The organism is Sphingopyxis sp., assembly GCF_965227415.1.
In the GTDB taxonomy this organism is placed as follows: Bacteria; Pseudomonadota; Alphaproteobacteria; order Sphingomonadales; family Sphingomonadaceae; genus Sphingopyxis.
In genome coordinates this window covers 2756434-2772233 of sequence record NZ_OZ245749.1, presented here as the reverse complement: position 1 = coordinate 2772233, position 15800 = coordinate 2756434, and the positions used below count along the sequence as shown (strand labels likewise).

The 15800-nt window shown below is 63.4% G+C and carries 27 protein-coding genes; 3 read left to right on the top strand and 24 right to left on the bottom strand.

What is annotated here, in order from left to right; all coding sequences use genetic code 11:
- Positions 1-28 precede the first annotated feature (28 nt).
- The gene (locus ACO055_RS13650) at positions 29-2293 is read left to right on the top strand and encodes an NADP-dependent malic enzyme (RefSeq protein ID WP_422059426.1); all 2265 of its coding nucleotides are present in this window, start codon (positions 29-31) and stop codon (positions 2291-2293) included.
- A 45-nt stretch (positions 2294-2338) separates the two neighbouring features.
- Here the strand turns inward: ACO055_RS13650 and ACO055_RS13645 are convergent, their stop codons facing one another.
- Positions 2339-2836 (bottom strand): outer membrane protein assembly factor BamE, encoded by a 498-nt coding sequence (locus tag ACO055_RS13645; RefSeq protein ID WP_422059425.1) that lies wholly within the window; start codon positions 2834-2836, stop codon positions 2339-2341.
- A gap of 171 nt (positions 2837-3007) precedes the next feature.
- On the opposite strand from ACO055_RS13645, the gene ACO055_RS13640 reads away from it, so the two are divergent.
- Together ACO055_RS13640 and ACO055_RS13635 are read left to right on the top strand one after the other, a co-directional pair.
- Positions 3008-3538, top strand: a complete 531-nt coding sequence (locus ACO055_RS13640) for a ubiquinol-cytochrome C chaperone family protein (RefSeq protein WP_422059424.1) — start codon at positions 3008-3010, stop codon at positions 3536-3538.
- Positions 3535-4062, top strand: coding sequence for a YceD family protein (locus ACO055_RS13635; protein WP_422059423.1), 528 nt, complete (start codon positions 3535-3537; stop codon positions 4060-4062). Before ACO055_RS13640 ends, ACO055_RS13635 begins: the two co-directional genes overlap by 4 nt.
- Positions 4063-4078: 16 nt before the next feature.
- On the opposite strand, the gene ACO055_RS13630 is transcribed toward ACO055_RS13635, so the two are convergent.
- From ACO055_RS13630 to rplD, 23 genes are all read right to left on the bottom strand, one after another.
- Positions 4079-4768, bottom strand: a complete 690-nt coding sequence (locus tag ACO055_RS13630; protein WP_422059422.1) for a hypothetical protein — start codon at positions 4766-4768, stop codon at positions 4079-4081.
- Between the two features lie 47 nt (positions 4769-4815).
- Entirely contained in the window at positions 4816-5463 is a 648-nt protein-coding gene (locus ACO055_RS13625; RefSeq protein ID WP_422062469.1) for an adenylate kinase, read from the bottom strand.
- A 54-nt stretch (positions 5464-5517) separates the two neighbouring features.
- Positions 5518-6891: a preprotein translocase subunit SecY gene (gene secY, locus ACO055_RS13620; RefSeq protein ID WP_422059421.1), complete on the bottom strand. Its 1374-nt coding sequence runs from the start codon at positions 6889-6891 to the stop codon at positions 5518-5520.
- 143 nt (positions 6892-7034) lie between these two features.
- The gene (rplO, locus tag ACO055_RS13615) at positions 7035-7559 is read right to left on the bottom strand and encodes a 50S ribosomal protein L15 (protein ID WP_422059420.1); all 525 of its coding nucleotides are present in this window, start codon (positions 7557-7559) and stop codon (positions 7035-7037) included.
- Positions 7560-7598: 39 nt separating this feature from the next.
- Positions 7599-7805, bottom strand: a complete 207-nt coding sequence (locus ACO055_RS13610; RefSeq protein WP_422059419.1) for a DUF1737 domain-containing protein — start codon at positions 7803-7805, stop codon at positions 7599-7601.
- Between the two features lie 6 nt (positions 7806-7811).
- Complete coding sequence (rpmD, locus tag ACO055_RS13605) at positions 7812-7997, bottom strand: 50S ribosomal protein L30 (protein ID WP_237835816.1); 186 nt, start codon at positions 7995-7997, stop codon at positions 7812-7814.
- A gap of 4 nt (positions 7998-8001) precedes the next feature.
- Entirely contained in the window at positions 8002-8712 is a 711-nt protein-coding gene (gene rpsE, locus ACO055_RS13600) for a 30S ribosomal protein S5 (RefSeq protein WP_422059418.1), read from the bottom strand.
- A 2-nt stretch (positions 8713-8714) separates the two neighbouring features.
- The gene (gene rplR, locus ACO055_RS13595) at positions 8715-9068 is read right to left on the bottom strand and encodes a 50S ribosomal protein L18 (protein ID WP_422059417.1); all 354 of its coding nucleotides are present in this window, start codon (positions 9066-9068) and stop codon (positions 8715-8717) included.
- Positions 9069-9071: 3 nt separating this feature from the next.
- Complete coding sequence (gene rplF / locus ACO055_RS13590; RefSeq protein ID WP_422059416.1) at positions 9072-9605, bottom strand: 50S ribosomal protein L6; 534 nt, start codon at positions 9603-9605, stop codon at positions 9072-9074.
- Positions 9605-10009 (bottom strand): 30S ribosomal protein S8, encoded by a 405-nt coding sequence (gene rpsH, locus ACO055_RS13585; RefSeq protein ID WP_058454357.1) that lies wholly within the window; start codon positions 10007-10009, stop codon positions 9605-9607. The genes rplF and rpsH overlap by 1 nt, the downstream gene beginning before the upstream one ends.
- Before the next feature lie 11 nt (positions 10010-10020).
- Positions 10021-10326 carry a 30S ribosomal protein S14 gene (gene rpsN / locus ACO055_RS13580; RefSeq protein ID WP_422059415.1) on the bottom strand — a complete coding sequence of 102 codons (306 nt, stop codon included), beginning with the start codon at positions 10324-10326 and terminating at the stop codon, positions 10021-10023.
- Between the two features lie 50 nt (positions 10327-10376).
- Positions 10377-10955: a 50S ribosomal protein L5 gene (gene rplE, locus ACO055_RS13575; protein ID WP_422059414.1), complete on the bottom strand. Its 579-nt coding sequence runs from the start codon at positions 10953-10955 to the stop codon at positions 10377-10379.
- Complete coding sequence (rplX, locus tag ACO055_RS13570; RefSeq protein ID WP_422062468.1) at positions 10948-11268, bottom strand: 50S ribosomal protein L24; 321 nt, start codon at positions 11266-11268, stop codon at positions 10948-10950. Before rplX ends, rplE begins: the two co-directional genes overlap by 8 nt.
- On the bottom strand, positions 11268-11636 hold the full coding sequence (gene rplN / locus ACO055_RS13565; protein WP_011543078.1) for a 50S ribosomal protein L14: 369 nt from the start codon (positions 11634-11636) through the stop codon (positions 11268-11270). Before rplN ends, rplX begins: the two co-directional genes overlap by 1 nt.
- 64 nt (positions 11637-11700) lie before the next feature.
- Complete coding sequence (rpsQ, locus tag ACO055_RS13560) at positions 11701-11967, bottom strand: 30S ribosomal protein S17 (RefSeq protein WP_422059413.1); 267 nt, start codon at positions 11965-11967, stop codon at positions 11701-11703.
- 12 nt (positions 11968-11979) lie between these two features.
- Positions 11980-12183, bottom strand: a complete 204-nt coding sequence (gene rpmC / locus ACO055_RS13555; protein ID WP_422059412.1) for a 50S ribosomal protein L29 — start codon at positions 12181-12183, stop codon at positions 11980-11982.
- 5 nt (positions 12184-12188) lie between these two features.
- The gene (rplP, locus tag ACO055_RS13550) at positions 12189-12620 is read right to left on the bottom strand and encodes a 50S ribosomal protein L16 (RefSeq protein WP_422059411.1); all 432 of its coding nucleotides are present in this window, start codon (positions 12618-12620) and stop codon (positions 12189-12191) included.
- 11 nt (positions 12621-12631) lie between these two features.
- Positions 12632-13339, bottom strand: a complete 708-nt coding sequence (gene rpsC / locus ACO055_RS13545; protein ID WP_422059410.1) for a 30S ribosomal protein S3 — start codon at positions 13337-13339, stop codon at positions 12632-12634.
- 1 nt (position 13340) lies between these two features.
- Entirely contained in the window at positions 13341-13721 is a 381-nt protein-coding gene (gene rplV / locus ACO055_RS13540; RefSeq protein WP_037515650.1) for a 50S ribosomal protein L22, read from the bottom strand.
- Complete coding sequence (gene rpsS, locus ACO055_RS13535; RefSeq protein ID WP_166945010.1) at positions 13721-13996, bottom strand: 30S ribosomal protein S19; 276 nt, start codon at positions 13994-13996, stop codon at positions 13721-13723. The genes rplV and rpsS overlap by 1 nt, the downstream gene beginning before the upstream one ends.
- A 3-nt stretch (positions 13997-13999) precedes the next feature.
- Positions 14000-14851 carry a 50S ribosomal protein L2 gene (gene rplB, locus ACO055_RS13530; protein ID WP_422059409.1) on the bottom strand — a complete coding sequence of 284 codons (852 nt, stop codon included), beginning with the start codon at positions 14849-14851 and terminating at the stop codon, positions 14000-14002.
- A gap of 21 nt (positions 14852-14872) precedes the next feature.
- Positions 14873-15181, bottom strand: a complete 309-nt coding sequence (locus ACO055_RS13525) for a 50S ribosomal protein L23 (protein ID WP_294037124.1) — start codon at positions 15179-15181, stop codon at positions 14873-14875.
- The gene (gene rplD / locus ACO055_RS13520) at positions 15174-15800 is read right to left on the bottom strand and encodes a 50S ribosomal protein L4 (RefSeq protein WP_422059408.1); all 627 of its coding nucleotides are present in this window, start codon (positions 15798-15800) and stop codon (positions 15174-15176) included. The genes ACO055_RS13525 and rplD overlap by 8 nt, the downstream gene beginning before the upstream one ends.

The window sequence follows — 15800 nt, the reverse complement described above, 5'->3', positions numbered from 1 at the left end:
TCTGACAATCGAATTTAGGGGAATCAGGATGGACAGCGGCAGCAAGGTGCAGTTTTCGGACCGCGAGGCCCTGCTTTACCACGAATATGGCCGACCCGGCAAAATCGAGATCGTCGCGTCGAAACCGATGGCGACCCAGCGCGACCTCAGCCTCGCCTATTCGCCCGGTGTTGCGGTTCCGGTGAAGGCGATCGCCGAGGATCCGGCCAAGGCCTATGACTATACGATCAAGGGCAATCTGGTCGCGGTGATATCGAACGGCACCGCGATTCTCGGCCTCGGCAATCTCGGCGCGCTGGCTTCTAAGCCCGTGATGGAAGGCAAGGCGGTGCTGTTCAAGCGCTTCGCCGACGTCGATTCGATCGACCTCGAAGTCGACACCGAAGATCCGCAGCGTTTCATCGAAGCGGTCGAACTTCTCGAGCCAAGCTTTGGCGGCATCAACCTCGAGGACATTGCGGCGCCCAACTGCTTCATCATCGAGCAAGCGCTGAAGGAAAAGATGAACATCCCGGTGTTCCACGACGATCAGCACGGCACCGCGATCATCACCGCGGCGGGCCTGATCAATGCCTGTTATCTGACCGGGCGCGACCTCGCGACGGTGAAGGTCGTCGTCAATGGTGCCGGCGCGGCAGCGATCGCCTGTACCTCGCTCATCAAGTCGATGGGCGTGCGGCATGAAAATGTCATCATGTGCGACCGCAAGGGGACGATCTACCAGGGTCGAACCGAAGGCATGGACCAGTGGAAGTCGGCGCATGCGGTACCGACCGAAACGCGCAACCTGACCGAAGCGCTCGTCGGCGCCGATGTGTTCCTGGGGTTGTCGGCCGCAGGCGCGCTCAAGCCCGAGATGGTCAAGGATATGGCTCCGGCGCCGATCATCTTCGCGATGGCGAATCCCGATCCCGAAATCTCGCCGCCCGACGCACGCGCGGCGCGGCCCGACGCGATCATCGCGACCGGGCGTTCGGACTATCCGAACCAGGTCAACAATGTGCTGTGTTTCCCCTTCATCTTTCGCGGCGCGCTCGACGTGCGCGCGACCGCAATCAACGAAGAGATGAAAATTGCCGCGGCCTATGCGATCGCCGATCTCGCGCGCCAGCAGGTGCCCGAGGAAGTGGCCGCAGCCTATGGCGGGCGTGCCTCGAGCTTCGGTCCCGAATATATCATCCCGTCGCCCTTCGACCCGCGCCTGATGGAAATCGTCCCCGCCGCAGTCGCCAAGGCCGCGATGGAAACGGGCGTCGCGCAGCACCCGATTCAGGATCTCGACGAGTATCGCAACACCCTCCGCGCTCGCCTCAACCCGACAACCTCGGTTCTCACCTTGGCCTATGAGGCCGCGCGATCGAATCCGAAGCGCGTCGTCTTTGCCGAGGGTGAAGAAGAAGTCGTCTTGCGCGCCGCCATCCAGTTCCGCGACGGCGGTTATGGCACGCCTGTGCTCGTCGGGCGCGAAGGGCTTCGCGACAAGCTGGTCGAAATGGGCGTGTCCGACCCCGATAGCTATGAAGTTCACAACAGCGTCAATTCGCCGCATGTGCCGCAGATGGTCGACCTGCTCTATGAACGGCTACAGCGCCGCGGTTATCTGCGCCGCGACGTCGAGCGCATGGTCAACCGTGATCGCAACATCTTCGGCTCGCTGCTGCTCAAGCTCGGCCTTGCCGACGCGATGATCACCGGCACGACGCGCACCTATTCGCAGTCGATGCGTGAAGTGCGGCGCGTGATCGACCATGCCGAGGGCAAGACTCCGTTCGGCATCCATGTTCTGGTCGACCAGCATCACACGATCTTCATGGCCGACACGACCGTCAACGAGCGCCCGACAGCCGAGATGCTCGCCGACATCGCCGAACGCACCGCGCAGGTCGCGCGGCGCATGGGGCACGAACCACGCGTCGCATTTCTGTCCTATTCGACCTTCGGAAACCCGCCGGGCTCATGGCTCGATAATATTCGCGACGCCGTGTGCATTCTTGACGAACGCAATCCGGGCTTCGAGTATGAAGGCGAAATGGCGCCCGATGTCGCACTCAACGAGAAGGTGATGAAGAATTATCCCTTCTGCCGCCTGTCGGGCCCGGCCAACGTGCTGGTCATGCCCGGTCTGCAATCGGCGAACCTGTCGGCGAAACTGCTGCGCGAACTGGGCGGCGGCGCGGTCATTGGTCCGATGCTGGTCGGGATGGAAAAGCCCGTGCAGGTCGCGACGATGGCGTCGACGGCGTCCGACCTTGTCACGCTCGCTGTGTTAGCTGCAGGCGGAATCGCGCAGTAAGTTTTTGATCCTCCCGTCGCGAAGCGAGGGGGAGGTGAAGGGATGTTACTGGCCCTGCGAGCCGCCGCCTGCCCCGCCGGTGCCCGGCGCGCCGACGGCACCAATATTGCCGAAGATATCTTCGAAGAAACTGCGATGACGGCCGAGCGTCGGCGTCTTGTCGCCTTCGGGGCTGATCTTGCTGACGAGTTCGAGCCCGGTCTTGTCGACCGCGACGACATTGCCCGCGGGATCGAAGCGCACGCGCAACACCTGCTGCGCCACCGGGCGCGGCCGGGCGAAGGCGAGCTGGCGCGTTTCGCGGGACACATAATAATATTCATTGTCGCTGAACTGGCCAACGAAAGTCGGGCGGCCGAGCGTCTTTTCAACCGATTCGCGATTGTCGACGCCAGGCGCGACCGCCTCGGTCAATATGGGATCAACGACATAGCCCTGCCGCCCTTTCAGCTGCGCGCAGCCGCTAGCGGTCAGCGCGAGCACCAGTCCGCCGACGATCAGGCGTGCGGGACGGGCAGGAAGCTTCGGGTTGTGGGTCGGCATCAACATATCTCCGTTGCGCCGCTTTTCCCCTCGGCGGGTTGCGGCGCTGGTTCTGGCGCCTCTTAACCGCAAGCAGACGGCGGGCACAAGCGGCTTATGGCGCGGCAAAGCTTGCGCCAAGCTGACCGAGGGGCCTTTTCGGACGACAGGATTCGGCCTAAGCGTTGCCGCATGTTTTCTTCGCTCCGCAAACTCTTCACATCCGGGCCCGATCCGCGCGACGCGCGACGCCCGCTCTGGAACGCCGTCGTGGCCACGGCGCGCGATCCGCACTGGTATGCCGACGGCGATGTTCCCGACACGCTGGACGGCCGCTTCGACATGATCAGCCTCGTGCTTGCGCTGGTGCTCCACCGCATCGACGAGGAACCGGCGCAAGCGCTCGCCGGCGTCCATCTCACCGAATTGTTCGTGGACGATATGGACGGCCAGATGCGCCAGATCGGCTTTGGCGACATGGTCGTCGGAAAGCAGATCGGGCGGATGGTCGGCGCACTCGGTGGCCGGCTCGGCGCCTATCGCGCCGCCGATGGATCGGACGAGCTGAAGGCTGCGCTGATCCGCAACCTGTGGCGTGGCAAGGATGCGCCCGACGCGGGACTGGCGCATGTCATGGCGGAAGTCGCCGCCTTGCGCGCCGGCCTGTCCGCGATGCCGGTCGAGAGGCTGATCGCTGCCGAGCGACTGCCGGAGCGCGCATGACAGCGCCCGAATTCTCGCACATCGTCACGCTCGCCGACGCGGGCCAGGGTCGCGACGTGGCGATCGAGGCTGATGAAGCGGCGCGTGTCGCCATCGCCAGGCGGCTGGGCCTCGTCGCGCTCGATCGCTTCATCGTAAAAGCCGAAATCCGCGCAGTTGCAGGCGGTATCGCCACCAGGGGCAAAGTCGATGCCCATGTCGTCCAAAGCTGCGCCGCGACCGACCTGCCGGTGCCGGCGCGGCTGAGCGAGCCTTTCGATCTCCGCTTCCTGCGCGACGTCGGTGCCGAAGCCAGCGCGGAAGAAGAAATCGAGATCGCCGATGCCGACTGCGACATCTTGCCGCTCGAAGGCGACCGGATCGATCTGGGCGAAGTCGGGGTTCAGACCCTGTCGCTCGCGCTCGCACCCTTTCCTCGCCATCCTGACGCCGACCGCATCCTTGCCGAGAGAGGCGTGCTCAGCGAAGAGCAGGCCGGGCCGTTTGCCGCACTCGCAAAATTGCAGGGCAAGCCGAAAGCCTAGCGGTGTCGGGGCGACCCTAGTCGCCTTCGGGCGCGTCCTTCGGCGCTTCCTTGACGAGATCGGCCACCGCGGCATCCAGACCAGGCTCGTCCTTTGCCGGTTCATCCTTCGCGGGCGCCTGTTTGGCTTCGCCATCCTTCGCGTCGTGCGCGACCGCGAGCGAGCCGCCGAGCGCCTTCGCCAGCCCGACGAGCTGCTCGCCGAGCACCTTGTCGACGCCGGGCGCAACATCAGCGACCTTGAAGCGCATATAGCCGCCGACGACATAGTCGAAGCGGATCGCGCTGCCGGTCGGGGTCGCCTTGATCTGGATGGTCAGCGTGCCGGTGACCGCCTCGCCCTGCAGCGGGCCGAAAGCGCCCGACAGGCGCATCATCTCGTTCGGCCTGGCGAAGATGATCCGCGCGTGCTGGACGCTGCCCATCGCGCCGCCGGCCTCGCCGGGCAGCTTTTCGCAGAAGCAGCCCCCGGCCTGCGAATCGAGCCAGAAATTCGCGGCGTCGCCCGACCAGCTATGGTCCTTCGACCACCATTTGTCGGGAGTACGGAGCATCTTCCATACATCCTCGGGCGATGCGGCGACCTGCGCGCTGTGCGCGACGGTGAAGCCGATATCGCTCTGGTCGATGACCTTCGCCTGCGCCGGAACGGCGGCGAAGCCTGCCGCCGAAAGCAGCGCTGCGACGAAAGCTGTCTTGAGATGCATGGCCTGTCCCCCTTTGCCGTCTTCATAGACGCGGGCGGAAAGGCTGACTAGTCGCCGAGGATCGCTTCGATCGCGCTGTTGACCTGGTCGATCGGCGCCATCCCGTCGACCTGACTCACGATACCGCGCGCTTCGTAGATCGGCAGGATCGGCGCCGTCTTGGCGCGATATTCGGCCATGCGCGTGCGCACCGTTTCCTCATTGTCGTCGGGGCGGCGCTTGAATTCGGTGCTGCCGCAAACGTCGCAAACATCCGCCACCTTGGGCAGCTTGTACCGATCGTGATAGCCCTCGCCGCATTTGGCGCAGCTGAAGCGGCCCGTGATGCGGTCGACGAGCGCGTCTTCCTCTACCACCAGCTCGATCACATGATCGAGCTTGCGGCCGCGGTTCGAAAGAATCTGGTCGAGCGCGTCAGCCTGCGCCGCGGTGCGCGGATAGCCGTCAAAGATTACCGAGGTGTCGCCGCCAAGTTCGTCGAGCCGTTCGCCGATCAGGCCCGAGACGATCTCGTCCGACACCAGCTCGCCTGCGTCCATGACAGCCTTGGCCTGAACGCCGATCGGGGTTCCCGCCTTGACCGCGGCGCGCAGCATGTCGCCAGTCGAGAGCTGGATCATGCCATGCTCGTCCTCGAGCCGCGAGGCCTGCGTACCTTTGCCCGCCCCCGGCGGACCCAGCAAAATGATGTTCAGCGTCATGGAAGCCCCTGTTGCCTCTGCCCTGTAGCAGCTGCCGTAGCTTGGCGATCAGCGCCGCGCAACGCCGCCCTTCAATTTGGCTTTCTTGATGAGATCGCCATATTGATGCGCGAGCATGTGGCTCTGGATCTGGCTGATCGTATCGATCGTGACGTTGACGATGATCAGCAGGCTGGTGCCGCCAAGCTGGAACGGCAGGCCCGATCCCGCGATGAAATATTCGGGGATGAGGCAGATCGCAGCCAGATACGCCGCGCCGATGACGGTGATGCGCGTCAGCACGAAATCGAGATAGGCGGCGGTGTTCTTGCCGGGGCGGATGCCAGGGATGAACCCGTTCTGGCGCTTCAGATTGTCGGCGGTTTCCTCGGGGTTGAAGACGACCGCGACGTAGAAGAAACAGAAGAAGATGATGCCGGCAGCATAGAGCGCCATATAGAGCGGCTGGCCGTGCGCGAGATACTGATTCAGCGTGATCAGGAAGTCGCCGGTCGCCGTATCGCCCTTCATATTGTTGCCGAGCATCTGCGTCACCGTGAGCGGCATCAGCAGCAGCGACGAGGCGAAGATCGGCGGGATGACGCCTGCGGTGTTGACCTTGAGCGGCAGGTGGCTGCGGTCCGCCTGCATCCCTCCGCGCTGCGTCGCACGCTTTGGATATTGGACCAGCACCCGGCGCTGGGCGCGCTCCATGAAGCTGATGAAGGCGATGACGACGATCGCGCCGCCGACGACCGCGACGATCGTGCCGCCGCCCATCGAGCCTTCGCGCACCTGCGTAAACATCTGCGCGAAGCTGCGCGGCAGCTGCGCCAGAATGCCTGCCATGATGATCAGCGACACGCCGTTGCCGATCCCGCGGCTGGTGATCTGTTCGCCAAGCCACATTAGGAACAGCGTACCGCCGACGATGCTGATGACAGCGCCGATGCGGAACATCAGCCCCGGATCGACGACCGCGGCAATGCCCTGGCTGCCGCCGAGCGTTTCGAGGCCGACGGCGATGAAATAGCCCTGGATCGCGGTCAGGAAGACCGTGCCGTAGCGCGTATATTGGTTGAGCTTCTTGCGCCCGCTTTCGCCCTCTTTCTTGAGAGCGGCAAGGCTGGGAGCGAGCGCCGAGGCGAGCTGAACGACGATCGACGCCGTAATATAGGGCATCACGCCGAGCGCGATGATGCTCATGCGCTCCAGGCTGCCGCCCGAGAAAGTGTTGAAAATGTCGAGAACGCCGCCTGACGCCGCCTGCGAATAGAGACGCGACAGCGCCACCGGATCGACACCCGGCAGCGGCACGAACGACAGGAAGCGGAAGACGATCAGCGCACCGATCGTGAACCAGATGCGGTTCTTGAGTTCGGTCGCCTGACCGAATTTCGAGAAGTTCAGGTTGGAAGCAAGCTGGTCGGCGCGAGAGGCCATGGGTATTTTCCTCGGGTTCCGGACCGCGCCCCCCGCGACCCGGCGCCTATGTGCGTTCGGAGGTCACGATGCGCAAGGGGAAAGGCCCGATTCAAATGCGTCAGGGGCGGCGCAGCCTGACGCTGCTCCGCCCCTGAAGTGCATCAATCCTTCTTGGCGGCTTCGGCCTTGCGCTTGGCCTTCTTGCCGTCGCCGGGTTCGACCGGTGCGGGCAGTTCGACCTTGCCGCCGGCCTTTTCGACCGCTTCGATCGCGCCCTTCGACGCGCCGGCAACCGAGAAGTTCAGCTTCGCGGTCAGCTCGCCCTTGGCGAGGAGGCGAACGCCGTCCTTGCCGCCGCGGGCAACGCCGGCTGCCTTGAGCGCGGCATGATCGATCACGGCCTTCGCATCGAGCGTCTTGGCGTCGATCAGCTTCTGGATCTGGCCCAGATTCACGATCGCGAAATCCTTGCCGAAGATGTTGTTGAAGCCGCGCTTCGGGATGCGCATGTGAAGCGGCATCTGGCCGCCTTCGAAGCCGTTGATCGCGACGCCGCTGCGTGCCTTCTGGCCCTTCTGGCCGCGGCCGGCGGTCTTGCCCTTGCCCGAGCCGATGCCGCGTCCGACGCGCATACGGCCCTTGCGGGCGCCATTGTTGTCACGGAGTTCGTTGAGTTTGATAGTCATGTTTGCACTCGCTTTCGCTGTTGTCGCGCTGACTGAAATTCAGTCGGGTTCGATTTCACTCGATGGCTGGAAGCCGGGATAAGGTCCGGCTTTGTCCATCACGACGGCCTGGGCGACATAGCCGCGGCCATCGACACTGGTGATCGCCGGGCTGCCGTGAAGCTGCCACCCCCGATTGAGCAGCCCCTCGACACGCGCACAAAAGGCAGTGTCGTCGGGACCGGTCAGCAGGCGGTAGAGCTTCATCGGCGTTTAGCCCTCGATGACTTCCACCATATGCGGAAGCTTGCGGATCATGCCGCGCACTTCCGGGGTGTCGACCAGTTCGACCTCACGGTGCATCTTGCCCAGGCCGAGGCCGGTCAGGATGGCGCGCTGGCCCTTGGGACGACGGATCGGCGAACCGATCTGGCGGATCTTGATCTTCTTGTCGGCCATGGTCTTACTCCGTCACCGCCGCGGCTTCGGCCTCGGCTGCGCGGTCGGACACGCCGCCACGCTTGATCAGATCCGAAACCTTCTTGCCGCGACGCTGCGCGACCGACTTCGGGCTGGTCTGTTCGCCGAGCGCCTCGAAAGTCGCGCGGATCATGTTGTAGGGGTTCGACGTGCCGACCGACTTGGTCACCACATCGGCAACGCCCAGCGATTCGAACACGGCGCGCATCGGACCACCGGCGATGATGCCGGTACCCGCGGGCGCCGAACGCAGCGTGACGTTGCCGGCACCGAAATGACCGCGGCCGTCATGGTGCAGCGTGCGACCATCGCGCAGCGGAACGCGGATCATCGCCTTCTTCGCAGCAGCGGTCGCCTTCGAAATGGCTTCCGGCACTTCGCGTGCCTTGCCATGACCGAAACCGGCGCGGCCCTTGCCGTCACCGACGACGACGAGTGCTGCGAAACCGAAGCGCTTGCCGCCCTTCACGGTCTTCGAGACGCGGTTGATGTGGACGAGCTTTTCGATCAGCTCTTCGCCACCCTCTTCGTCGCGCGGACGGCGATCGTCGCGGCGGCCACGGCCACCGTCACGGCCGCCACGGTTACCACCATCGCGACCACCGCCACCGCCACGGCCGCGGCGCGGAGCCTGGCCTTCGGTGGTGGGGGCTGCTTCGGGAGCGCCTTCGACGTTCTGTACTTCGTCTGCCATGATTAGAACTCCAATCCGCCTTCGCGAGCCGCGTCGGCCAGCGCCTTGATGCGCCCGTGGAACAGGAAGCCGCCGCGATCGAACACGACCTGCGTCACGCCCGCCTTCTTGGCGGCAGCCGCGAGGCGCGTGCCGACATCGGCAGCAGCCGAAGCGGTCGCGCCGGTCTTGCCGCGGACATCCTTGTCGAGCGTCGAAGCAGCAGCCAGCGTCTTGCCGGCGGCGTCATCGATGAGCTGCGCATAGATGTGACGGCCCGAGCGGTGCACCGAGAGGCGAGGACGCCCACCGGCACGCTGACGGAGCGCGGTGCGGACGCGCTGGCGACGTTTTTGGAAAGTGGTAAGATGTGCCATGGCTTACTTCTTCTTGCCTTCTTTGCGGAAGATGTACTCGCCGCGATATTTGATGCCCTTGCCCTTATAGGGTTCGGGCTTGCGCCAACGGCGGATTTCCGCCGCGACCTGGCCGACCTGCTGCTTGTCGATGCCGCTGATCTCGATCGTCGTGTTGTCCGGCGTCTTGATCTCGATGCCTTCCGGCACCGCAAAATCGACATCGTGGCTGTAGCCAAGCTGCAGCTTCAGCGTCTTGCCCTGCGAGTTCGCGCGATAGCCGACACCGGTGATTTCGAGCACCTTGGTGAAGCCCTCGGTCACGCCCGTGATCAGGTTCTGCACCAGCGTGCGCTGCATGCCCCAGAAGGCACGTGCCTCACGCGTGTCGTTCGCGGGCTGCACCGAGATGCTGCCTTCGCCGACTTCATATTTGATGTTGTCCGAAAGCGGCATCGCAAGCGTGCCTTTCGGACCCTTGACCGACAGCTGGCCATCATCGATCGCGGCGCTGACGCCGCTCGGGATGGCCACGGCCTTTTTACCAATGCGAGACATCAGAACACCTCCGCCAGCACTTCGCCGCCGACATTATGTTCGCGAGCCTCGGCATCCGAAAGGACGCCGCGCGGGGTCGACACGATGGTGATGCCCAGGCCGTTGCGCACGATCGGCAGTTCTTTCGAACCCGAATAGACGCGGCGGCCCGGCTTCGAGACGCGCGCCACGTGGCGGATCGCCGGCTGGCCCTCGAAATATTTCAGTTCGATGCGAATGCCTTTGTGCTGGCCCTTCGCGCCCAGCGATTCTTCGCTGTAGCCGCGGATATAGCCTTCACGCTGGAGAACATCGAGAACGCGGACGCGCAGCGTCGAAGCCGGCGTCAGGACGCTGTCCTTCTTCGCCTGCTGGCCGTTGCGGATGCGGGTGAGCATATCACCCAGGGGATCGGTCATTGCCATCTTCTAGTCCCTTACCAGCTCGACTTCACAACACCGGGGATCAGGCCCTTGTTGGCCAGATCGCGGAGCTGGATACGGCACAGCCGGAATTTGCGATAATAGGCGCGCGGGCGCCCGGTCAGCTCGCACCGGTTACGGATGCGGGTCGGGTTACCGTTGCGCGGAATTTCCGCCATCTTGAGGCGCGCGATCAGACGTTCGCCCTCGTCGAGCGAGTTGTCTGCTGCAATCGCCTTCAGCTTCGCATAGCGGCCGGCGTATTTCTTCACCAGCTGCTTGCGACGCTCATTCTTGTTCATCGAACTCAGTTTCGCCATGACTTAAGTTCTCTTTCCTTCTTGAAAGAGCCGGCCTGGTCCCAAAGGGATCAGGCGGCTTCCTTTTCCTGCGCTTCGATCGGGAAGGGGAAGCCGAACAGCTTGAGCAGTTCGCGAGCTTCTTCATCCGTGCGAGCGGTGGTGGTGACGATCACGTCCATGCCGCGCACCTGGTCGATGCGGTCATAGTTGATCTCGGGGAAGATGATCTGCTCTTTCAGGCCCATGGCATAGTTGCCACGACCGTCGAAGCTGGTCGCCGACACGCCGCGAAAGTCGCGGATGCGCGGCATCGCGATCGTGATCAGACGATCGAGAAATTCGTACATGCGTTCGCGGCGCAGAGTGACCTTGCAACCGATCGGCATGCCTTCGCGCAGCTTGAACTGGGCGATCGACTTCTTGGCCTTAGTCACGACAGGCTTCTGGCCCGCGATCAGCTCCATTTCTGCAGCAGCCGCTTCGACCTTCTTCTTGTCCTGCGTGGCTTCGCCGACGCCCATGTTGAGCACGATCTTTTGGATCTTCGGGACTTCCATCGCATTTTTGTAACCGAACTTCTCGGTCATCGCCTTGACGATCACATCGTCATAGCGCGTGCGCATGCGCGGGGTGTAATTCTCAGCCATTGATCGTCTCCCCGGACTTCACGGCCACGCGGACCTTCTTGCCGTCCTTGGTTTCAAAGCGGACGCGCGTCGGCTTGCCGGTCTTGGGATCGGCGAGCGCGACCTTGCTCGCGAAGAGCGGCGCTTCCTTGCGTTCCAGACCGCCCTGCGGGTTGGTCTGGCTCGGCTTGCGGTGGCGGGTGATGACGTTGACGCCGGCGACGACGAGCTTGCCATCCTTCGGCATGCTCTGCGTCACTTCGCCGGTCTTGCCCTTGTCCTTGCCGGACAGGACGACAACCGTGTCACCCTTCTTGATCTTGTTCGCCATGATCAGAGCACCTCCGGCGCCAGGCTGATGATCTTCATATAGCCGCGGCCGCGCAGTTCGCGGACGACGGGGCCGAAGATACGGGTGCCGATCGGCTCCTCGTTCTTGTTGACGAGCACGGCGGCGTTGCTGTCGAAGCGGATGACCGAACCATCCGCGCGGCGGACGTCCTTCGCGGTGCGGACGATGACGGCGCGATGGACATCGCCCTTCTTCACCTTGCCGCGCGGCTGGGCTTCCTTGATCGACACGACGATCACATCGCCGACGCCGGCCGTACGACGCTTCGAGCCACCCAGCACCTTGATGCACTGGACGCGCTTCGCGCCGCTGTTGTCGGCGACTTCCAATTGTGACTGCATCTGAATCATCGATGCATTTCCTTCTTCCTTGGCCTACCGGGCCATCCCGGCGGTTCCGTGAAACTATGAAGTCTTAGACTTCGCTCGCCTTGGCCTTGATCGAGGTTTCGACCTTGTCGAGAACCTTCCAGGTCTTCAGCTTCGAAATCGGCTTCGTTTCCTCGATGCGGACGGTCTCGCCAGCCTTGATGGCGTTGTCCTCATCGTGGGCGTGATACTTCTTCGAACGACGGATGATCTTGCCGTAGAGCGGGTGCTTAACCTTCCGCTCCACTTTCACCACGACGGTCTTGTCGCCTTTGTCGGACACCACCGTGCCAGTCAGAATGCGCTTCGGCATGGGTCGGTCTCCTTACTTGGCAGCCGAGCGCGAACGCCCGGTCTGCTCGGTCTTGACGCGCGCGATGGTGCGGCGCACTTCCTTGACCCGCGACGCCTTTTCCAGCTGCCCGGTGGCGGCCTGAAAGCGGAGGTTGAACGCCTCGCGCTTCAGTTCGCCGAGCTGCTCGGAGAGCTGGTCGTCGGATTTCTTGGTCAGATCTTCGGTCTTGGCCATGGCCCTCAACCCTCCAGGTGCGAGGTGTCGCCGAGGCGGGCAACGACCTTCGTCTTGATCGGCAGCTTCATCGCCGCACGTTCGAACGCCAGCGCGGCCACGGGGCCGGGAACGCCGTCGAGTTCGAACAGGATACGGCCGGGCTTGACGCGAGCGGCCCAATATTCGGGTGCGCCCTTGCCCTTACCCATGCGGACTTCGGCAGGCTTCGACGACACGGGGACGTCGGGGAAGATGCGAATCCACAAACGGCCCTGACGCTTGATCGCACGGCTGATCGCACGGCGAGCCGCTTCGATCTGGCGCGCGGTGATGCGCTCGGGTTCCATCGCCTTCAGCCCGTAGGAGCCGAAGTTCAGGCTGGTGCCACCCTTGGCATTGCCATGGATGCGGCCCTTGAAAGCCTTGCGGAACTTGGTTTTTTTCGGTTGCAGCATGTCAGCAGTCCTTAGCGGCGATCATCACGAGCCGGACGGACACCGGTCGTCTGTGCGTCGAGCATCAGACGGTCGGTCGCCATCGGGTCATGACCAAGGATCTCGCCCTTGAAGATCCAGACCTTGATGCCGCACACGCCATAAGCGGTGTGGGCTTCGGCCTCGGCATAGTCGACATTGGCGCGCAGCGTGTGCAGCGGCACCCGGCCTTCGCGGTACCATTCGGTACGCGCGATTTCCGCGCCGCCGAGACGGCCAGCGCAGTTGATGCGGATACCTTCCGCACCCAGACGCATCGCCGACTGAACGGCGCGCTTCATGGCACGGCGGAATGCGACGCGGCGTTCGAGCTGGTCTGCAATGCCCTGGCCGACGAGCTTGGCGTCAACTTCGGGCTTGCGGATCTCGACGATGTTCAGCGACACGTCGCTGCCCGTCAGTTCGCCGAGTGCCTTGCGCAGCTTTTCGATGTCCGCGCCCTTCTTGCCGATGATGACACCCGGACGGGCGGCATAGATCGACACGCGGCACAGCTTGGCCGGACGTTCGATCACGACCTTCGAGATCGCGGCCTGCGGCAGGGTCTTGAACACATATTTGCGGATCTTCAGATCCTCGACAAGCATGCGGCCATAGTCCTGGCCTTCGGCGAACCAGCGGCTGTCCCAGGTACGGTTGACCTGCAGGCGCAGGCCGATCGGATTGCTCTTCTGGCCCATCTTACGCCTCTTCTTCCTGTTCGCGCACCACGATGCGGATGCGGCTGAACGGCTTGACGATCCGGGTCGACTTGCCGCGGCCACGAGCGTGCCAGCGCTTCATCGAGATCGACTTGCCGACGCTCGCTTCCTTGATGACGAGCGCATCGACATCGAGGTTGTGGTTGTTTTCCGCGTTGGCGACGGCGCTGGCGAGAACCTTGCGCACGTCGACAGCCATCGCCTTCTTCGAGAAGGTGAGGATGTTCATCGCGTCTTCGACCTTGCGGCCACGGATCAGCGCGGCAACGAGGTTCAGCTTCTGTGCCGAGCCGCGAATCTGCGTGCCGACCGAGAGCGCCTCATTATCCGCAACGCGGCGGGGGGACTTTTCCTTGCCCATTAGCGTTTGCCCTTCTTGTCGGCCGCGTGACCGGGGAAGAAGCGCGTCGGCGCAAATTCACCCAGCTTCATGCCGACCATGTCTTCGTTCACCGACACCGGCACGAACTTGCGGCCGTTGTAGACGTTGAAGGTCAGCCCGACGAACTGCGGCAGGATGGTGGACCGACGCGACCAGGTCTTGATAGGCGCACTGCTGCTGCCTTCCTGGGCCGTTTCGGCTTTCTTGAGGAGATGAAGGTCCACAAAAGGACCTTTCCAGACCGAGCGAGCCATGGCTTACCTCTTCTTCTTCGCGTGACGCGACCGGATGATCATCTTGTCGGTCGACTTGTTGTGACGGGTACGGGCACCCTTGGTCGGCTTGCCCCACGGAGTAACCGGATGACGGCCACCCGAGGTGCGGCCTTCGCCGCCGCCGTGCGGGTGATCGACCGGGTTCTTCGCGACACCGCGGGTGAGCGGGCGCTTGCCTGCCCAGCGGTTGCGGCCGGCCTTGGCGAGAGTCTGGTTGGCGTTGTCAGGGTTCGACACCGCACCAACCGTACCCATGCATTCGCCACGGATATAACGCTGTTCGCCCGAACCGAGACGCACGATGACGAGACCGCGGTCACGACCGACGACCTGTGCATAGGTGCCAGCCGAACGGGCGATCTGGCCGCCCTTGCCCGGCTTCATCTCGATATTGTGGACGATCGTGCCAACCGGCATCTGCGACAATTCCATCGCATTGCCCGGCTTCACGTCGGTCTTCTTGCCCGCGATCACCTTGTCGCCGACGGACAGGCGCTGCGGCGCCAGGATGTAAGCGACGCGGTCCTTGCCGGCGTCGTCCTTGCCATAGTTGACCAGCGCGATGAAGGCCGTGCGGTTGGGGTCATATTCCAGACGCTCGACCGTGCCTTCGACGTCCCACAGGCGACGTTTGAAATCGACGATGCGATAACGCTGCTTGTGACCGCCGCCGATACCGCGCGACGTGACATGGCCCTTGTTGTTGCGGCCACCCGTCTTGTTCTTGCCTTCGGTCAGCGCCTTGACGGGCTTGCCCTTCCAAAGACTCGAACGGTCGATCAGGATCAGGCCGCGCTGTGCGGGGCTGGTCGGATTGTAGGATTTAAGTGCCATTTTCTCTGCCTTTCCCTACGCTCAGACGCCCGTGGTGACGTCGATCGACTGGCCTTCGGCCAGACGAACAATCGCCTTCTTCACGTCGCTGCGGGTGTAGGGCTTGCCCTTCCAGCGCTTGGTCTTGCCCTTGGTAACCAGCGTGTTGACCGCCAGAACCTTGACATCGAACAGCGCCTCGACGGCGGCCTTGATCGCGGGTTTGGTCGCGTCATTTGCGACCTTGAACACCACGGCGTTGTTTTCGCTGAGCAGCGTCGACTTTTCGGTGATCACTGGAGCCAGGATCACGTCATAGTGACGCGCATCGACGGTTTTTGCCTTAGCCATTGAAACGTGCCTCCAGCTTTTCGACAGCCGCGCGGGTCAGGACCAGCGTGTCGGCGCGCATGATGTCATAAACATTGGCGCCCGCAGCCGGCATCGCGTCGATGCCGATCAGGTTGGCCGATGCCATGGCGAAGCTTTCGTGAACCGCGTCACCATCGATGAACAGCGCGCGATTGCCGAGTTCGAGCTTGCCGAGCTTGCCGGCGAGCGCCTTCGTCTTGGCATCCTTCAGCTCGAGCGTGTCGAGAACGACGATCTTGCCGCCCTTCGCCTTGTCGCTGAGCGCCATCTTGAGGCCAAGAGCACGGATCTTCTTGTTCAGCGAGTGGCCGAAGGTGCGGGCCCGGGGACCGTGCGCCTTGCCGCCGCCGATGAAGATCGGTGCCTTGCGATCGCCGTGACGAGCAGTACCGCCGCCCTTCTGGCGACCGAACTTCTTGCCGGTGCGGGCAACATCGCTGCGCTCGCGGGCGGCACGGGCCGGACCACGGCGCTTTTCGAGCTGCCATGCCACGACGCGGTGCAGGATGTCGGCGCGGGCGTCGACACCGAACACATCGTCATTGAGATCGATGTCGGTACCGGCCTTGCCGTCGATGGTCTGAACCTTGACCTTCAT

What these genes read in the sequence shown, in the direction of transcription:
- rpsE (WP_422059418.1), bottom strand. Translation starts at nt 8,712, where the DNA reads ATGGCAGACGAAGTACAGAACGTCGAAGGCGCTCCCGAAGCAGCCCCC.
- ACO055_RS13630 (WP_422059422.1), bottom strand. Translation starts at nt 4,768, where the DNA reads ATGCATCTCAAGACAGCTTTCGTCGCAGCGCTGCTTTCGGCGGCAGGC.
- rplV (WP_037515650.1), bottom strand. Translation starts at nt 13,721, where the DNA reads ATGGGCAAGGAAAAGTCCCCCCGCCGCGTTGCGGATAATGAGGCGCTC.
- rplE (WP_422059414.1), bottom strand. Translation starts at nt 10,955, where the DNA reads ATGGCTGAGAATTACACCCCGCGCATGCGCACGCGCTATGACGATGTG.
- ACO055_RS13650 (WP_422059426.1), top strand. Translation starts at nt 29, where the DNA reads ATGGACAGCGGCAGCAAGGTGCAGTTTTCGGACCGCGAGGCCCTGCTT.
- rpsN (WP_422059415.1), bottom strand. Translation starts at nt 10,326, where the DNA reads ATGGCGAAACTGAGTTCGATGAACAAGAATGAGCGTCGCAAGCAGCTG.
- ACO055_RS13645 (WP_422059425.1), bottom strand. Translation starts at nt 2,836, where the DNA reads ATGCCGACCCACAACCCGAAGCTTCCTGCCCGTCCCGCACGCCTGATC.
- rplN (WP_011543078.1), bottom strand. Translation starts at nt 11,636, where the DNA reads ATGATTCAGATGCAGTCACAATTGGAAGTCGCCGACAACAGCGGCGCG.
- rplP (WP_422059411.1), bottom strand. Translation starts at nt 12,620, where the DNA reads ATGCTGCAACCGAAAAAAACCAAGTTCCGCAAGGCTTTCAAGGGCCGC.
- rpmD (WP_237835816.1), bottom strand. Translation starts at nt 7,997, where the DNA reads ATGGCCGACAAGAAGATCAAGATCCGCCAGATCGGTTCGCCGATCCGT.
- rpsQ (WP_422059413.1), bottom strand. Translation starts at nt 11,967, where the DNA reads ATGCCGAAGCGCATTCTGACTGGCACGGTGGTGTCCGACAAAGGCGAC.
- rpsH (WP_058454357.1), bottom strand. Translation starts at nt 10,009, where the DNA reads ATGGCAATGACCGATCCCCTGGGTGATATGCTCACCCGCATCCGCAAC.
- rplF (WP_422059416.1), bottom strand. Translation starts at nt 9,605, where the DNA reads ATGTCTCGCATTGGTAAAAAGGCCGTGGCCATCCCGAGCGGCGTCAGC.
- rplD (WP_422059408.1), bottom strand. Translation starts at nt 15,800, where the DNA reads ATGAAGGTCAAGGTTCAGACCATCGACGGCAAGGCCGGTACCGACATC.
- ACO055_RS13525 (WP_294037124.1), bottom strand. Translation starts at nt 15,181, where the DNA reads ATGGCTAAGGCAAAAACCGTCGATGCGCGTCACTATGACGTGATCCTG.
- secY (WP_422059421.1), bottom strand. Translation starts at nt 6,891, where the DNA reads ATGGCCTCTCGCGCCGACCAGCTTGCTTCCAACCTGAACTTCTCGAAA.
- ACO055_RS13640 (WP_422059424.1), top strand. Translation starts at nt 3,008, where the DNA reads ATGTTTTCTTCGCTCCGCAAACTCTTCACATCCGGGCCCGATCCGCGC.
- ACO055_RS13635 (WP_422059423.1), top strand. Translation starts at nt 3,535, where the DNA reads ATGACAGCGCCCGAATTCTCGCACATCGTCACGCTCGCCGACGCGGGC.
- ACO055_RS13610 (WP_422059419.1), bottom strand. Translation starts at nt 7,805, where the DNA reads ATGAAGCTCTACCGCCTGCTGACCGGTCCCGACGACACTGCCTTTTGT.
- rplB (WP_422059409.1), bottom strand. Translation starts at nt 14,851, where the DNA reads ATGGCACTTAAATCCTACAATCCGACCAGCCCCGCACAGCGCGGCCTG.
- rplO (WP_422059420.1), bottom strand. Translation starts at nt 7,559, where the DNA reads ATGACTATCAAACTCAACGAACTCCGTGACAACAATGGCGCCCGCAAG.
- rplR (WP_422059417.1), bottom strand. Translation starts at nt 9,068, where the DNA reads ATGGCACATCTTACCACTTTCCAAAAACGTCGCCAGCGCGTCCGCACC.
- rpmC (WP_422059412.1), bottom strand. Translation starts at nt 12,183, where the DNA reads ATGGCCAAGACCGAAGATCTGACCAAGAAATCCGACGACCAGCTCTCC.
- rpsC (WP_422059410.1), bottom strand. Translation starts at nt 13,339, where the DNA reads ATGGGCCAGAAGAGCAATCCGATCGGCCTGCGCCTGCAGGTCAACCGT.
- rpsS (WP_166945010.1), bottom strand. Translation starts at nt 13,996, where the DNA reads ATGGCTCGCTCGGTCTGGAAAGGTCCTTTTGTGGACCTTCATCTCCTC.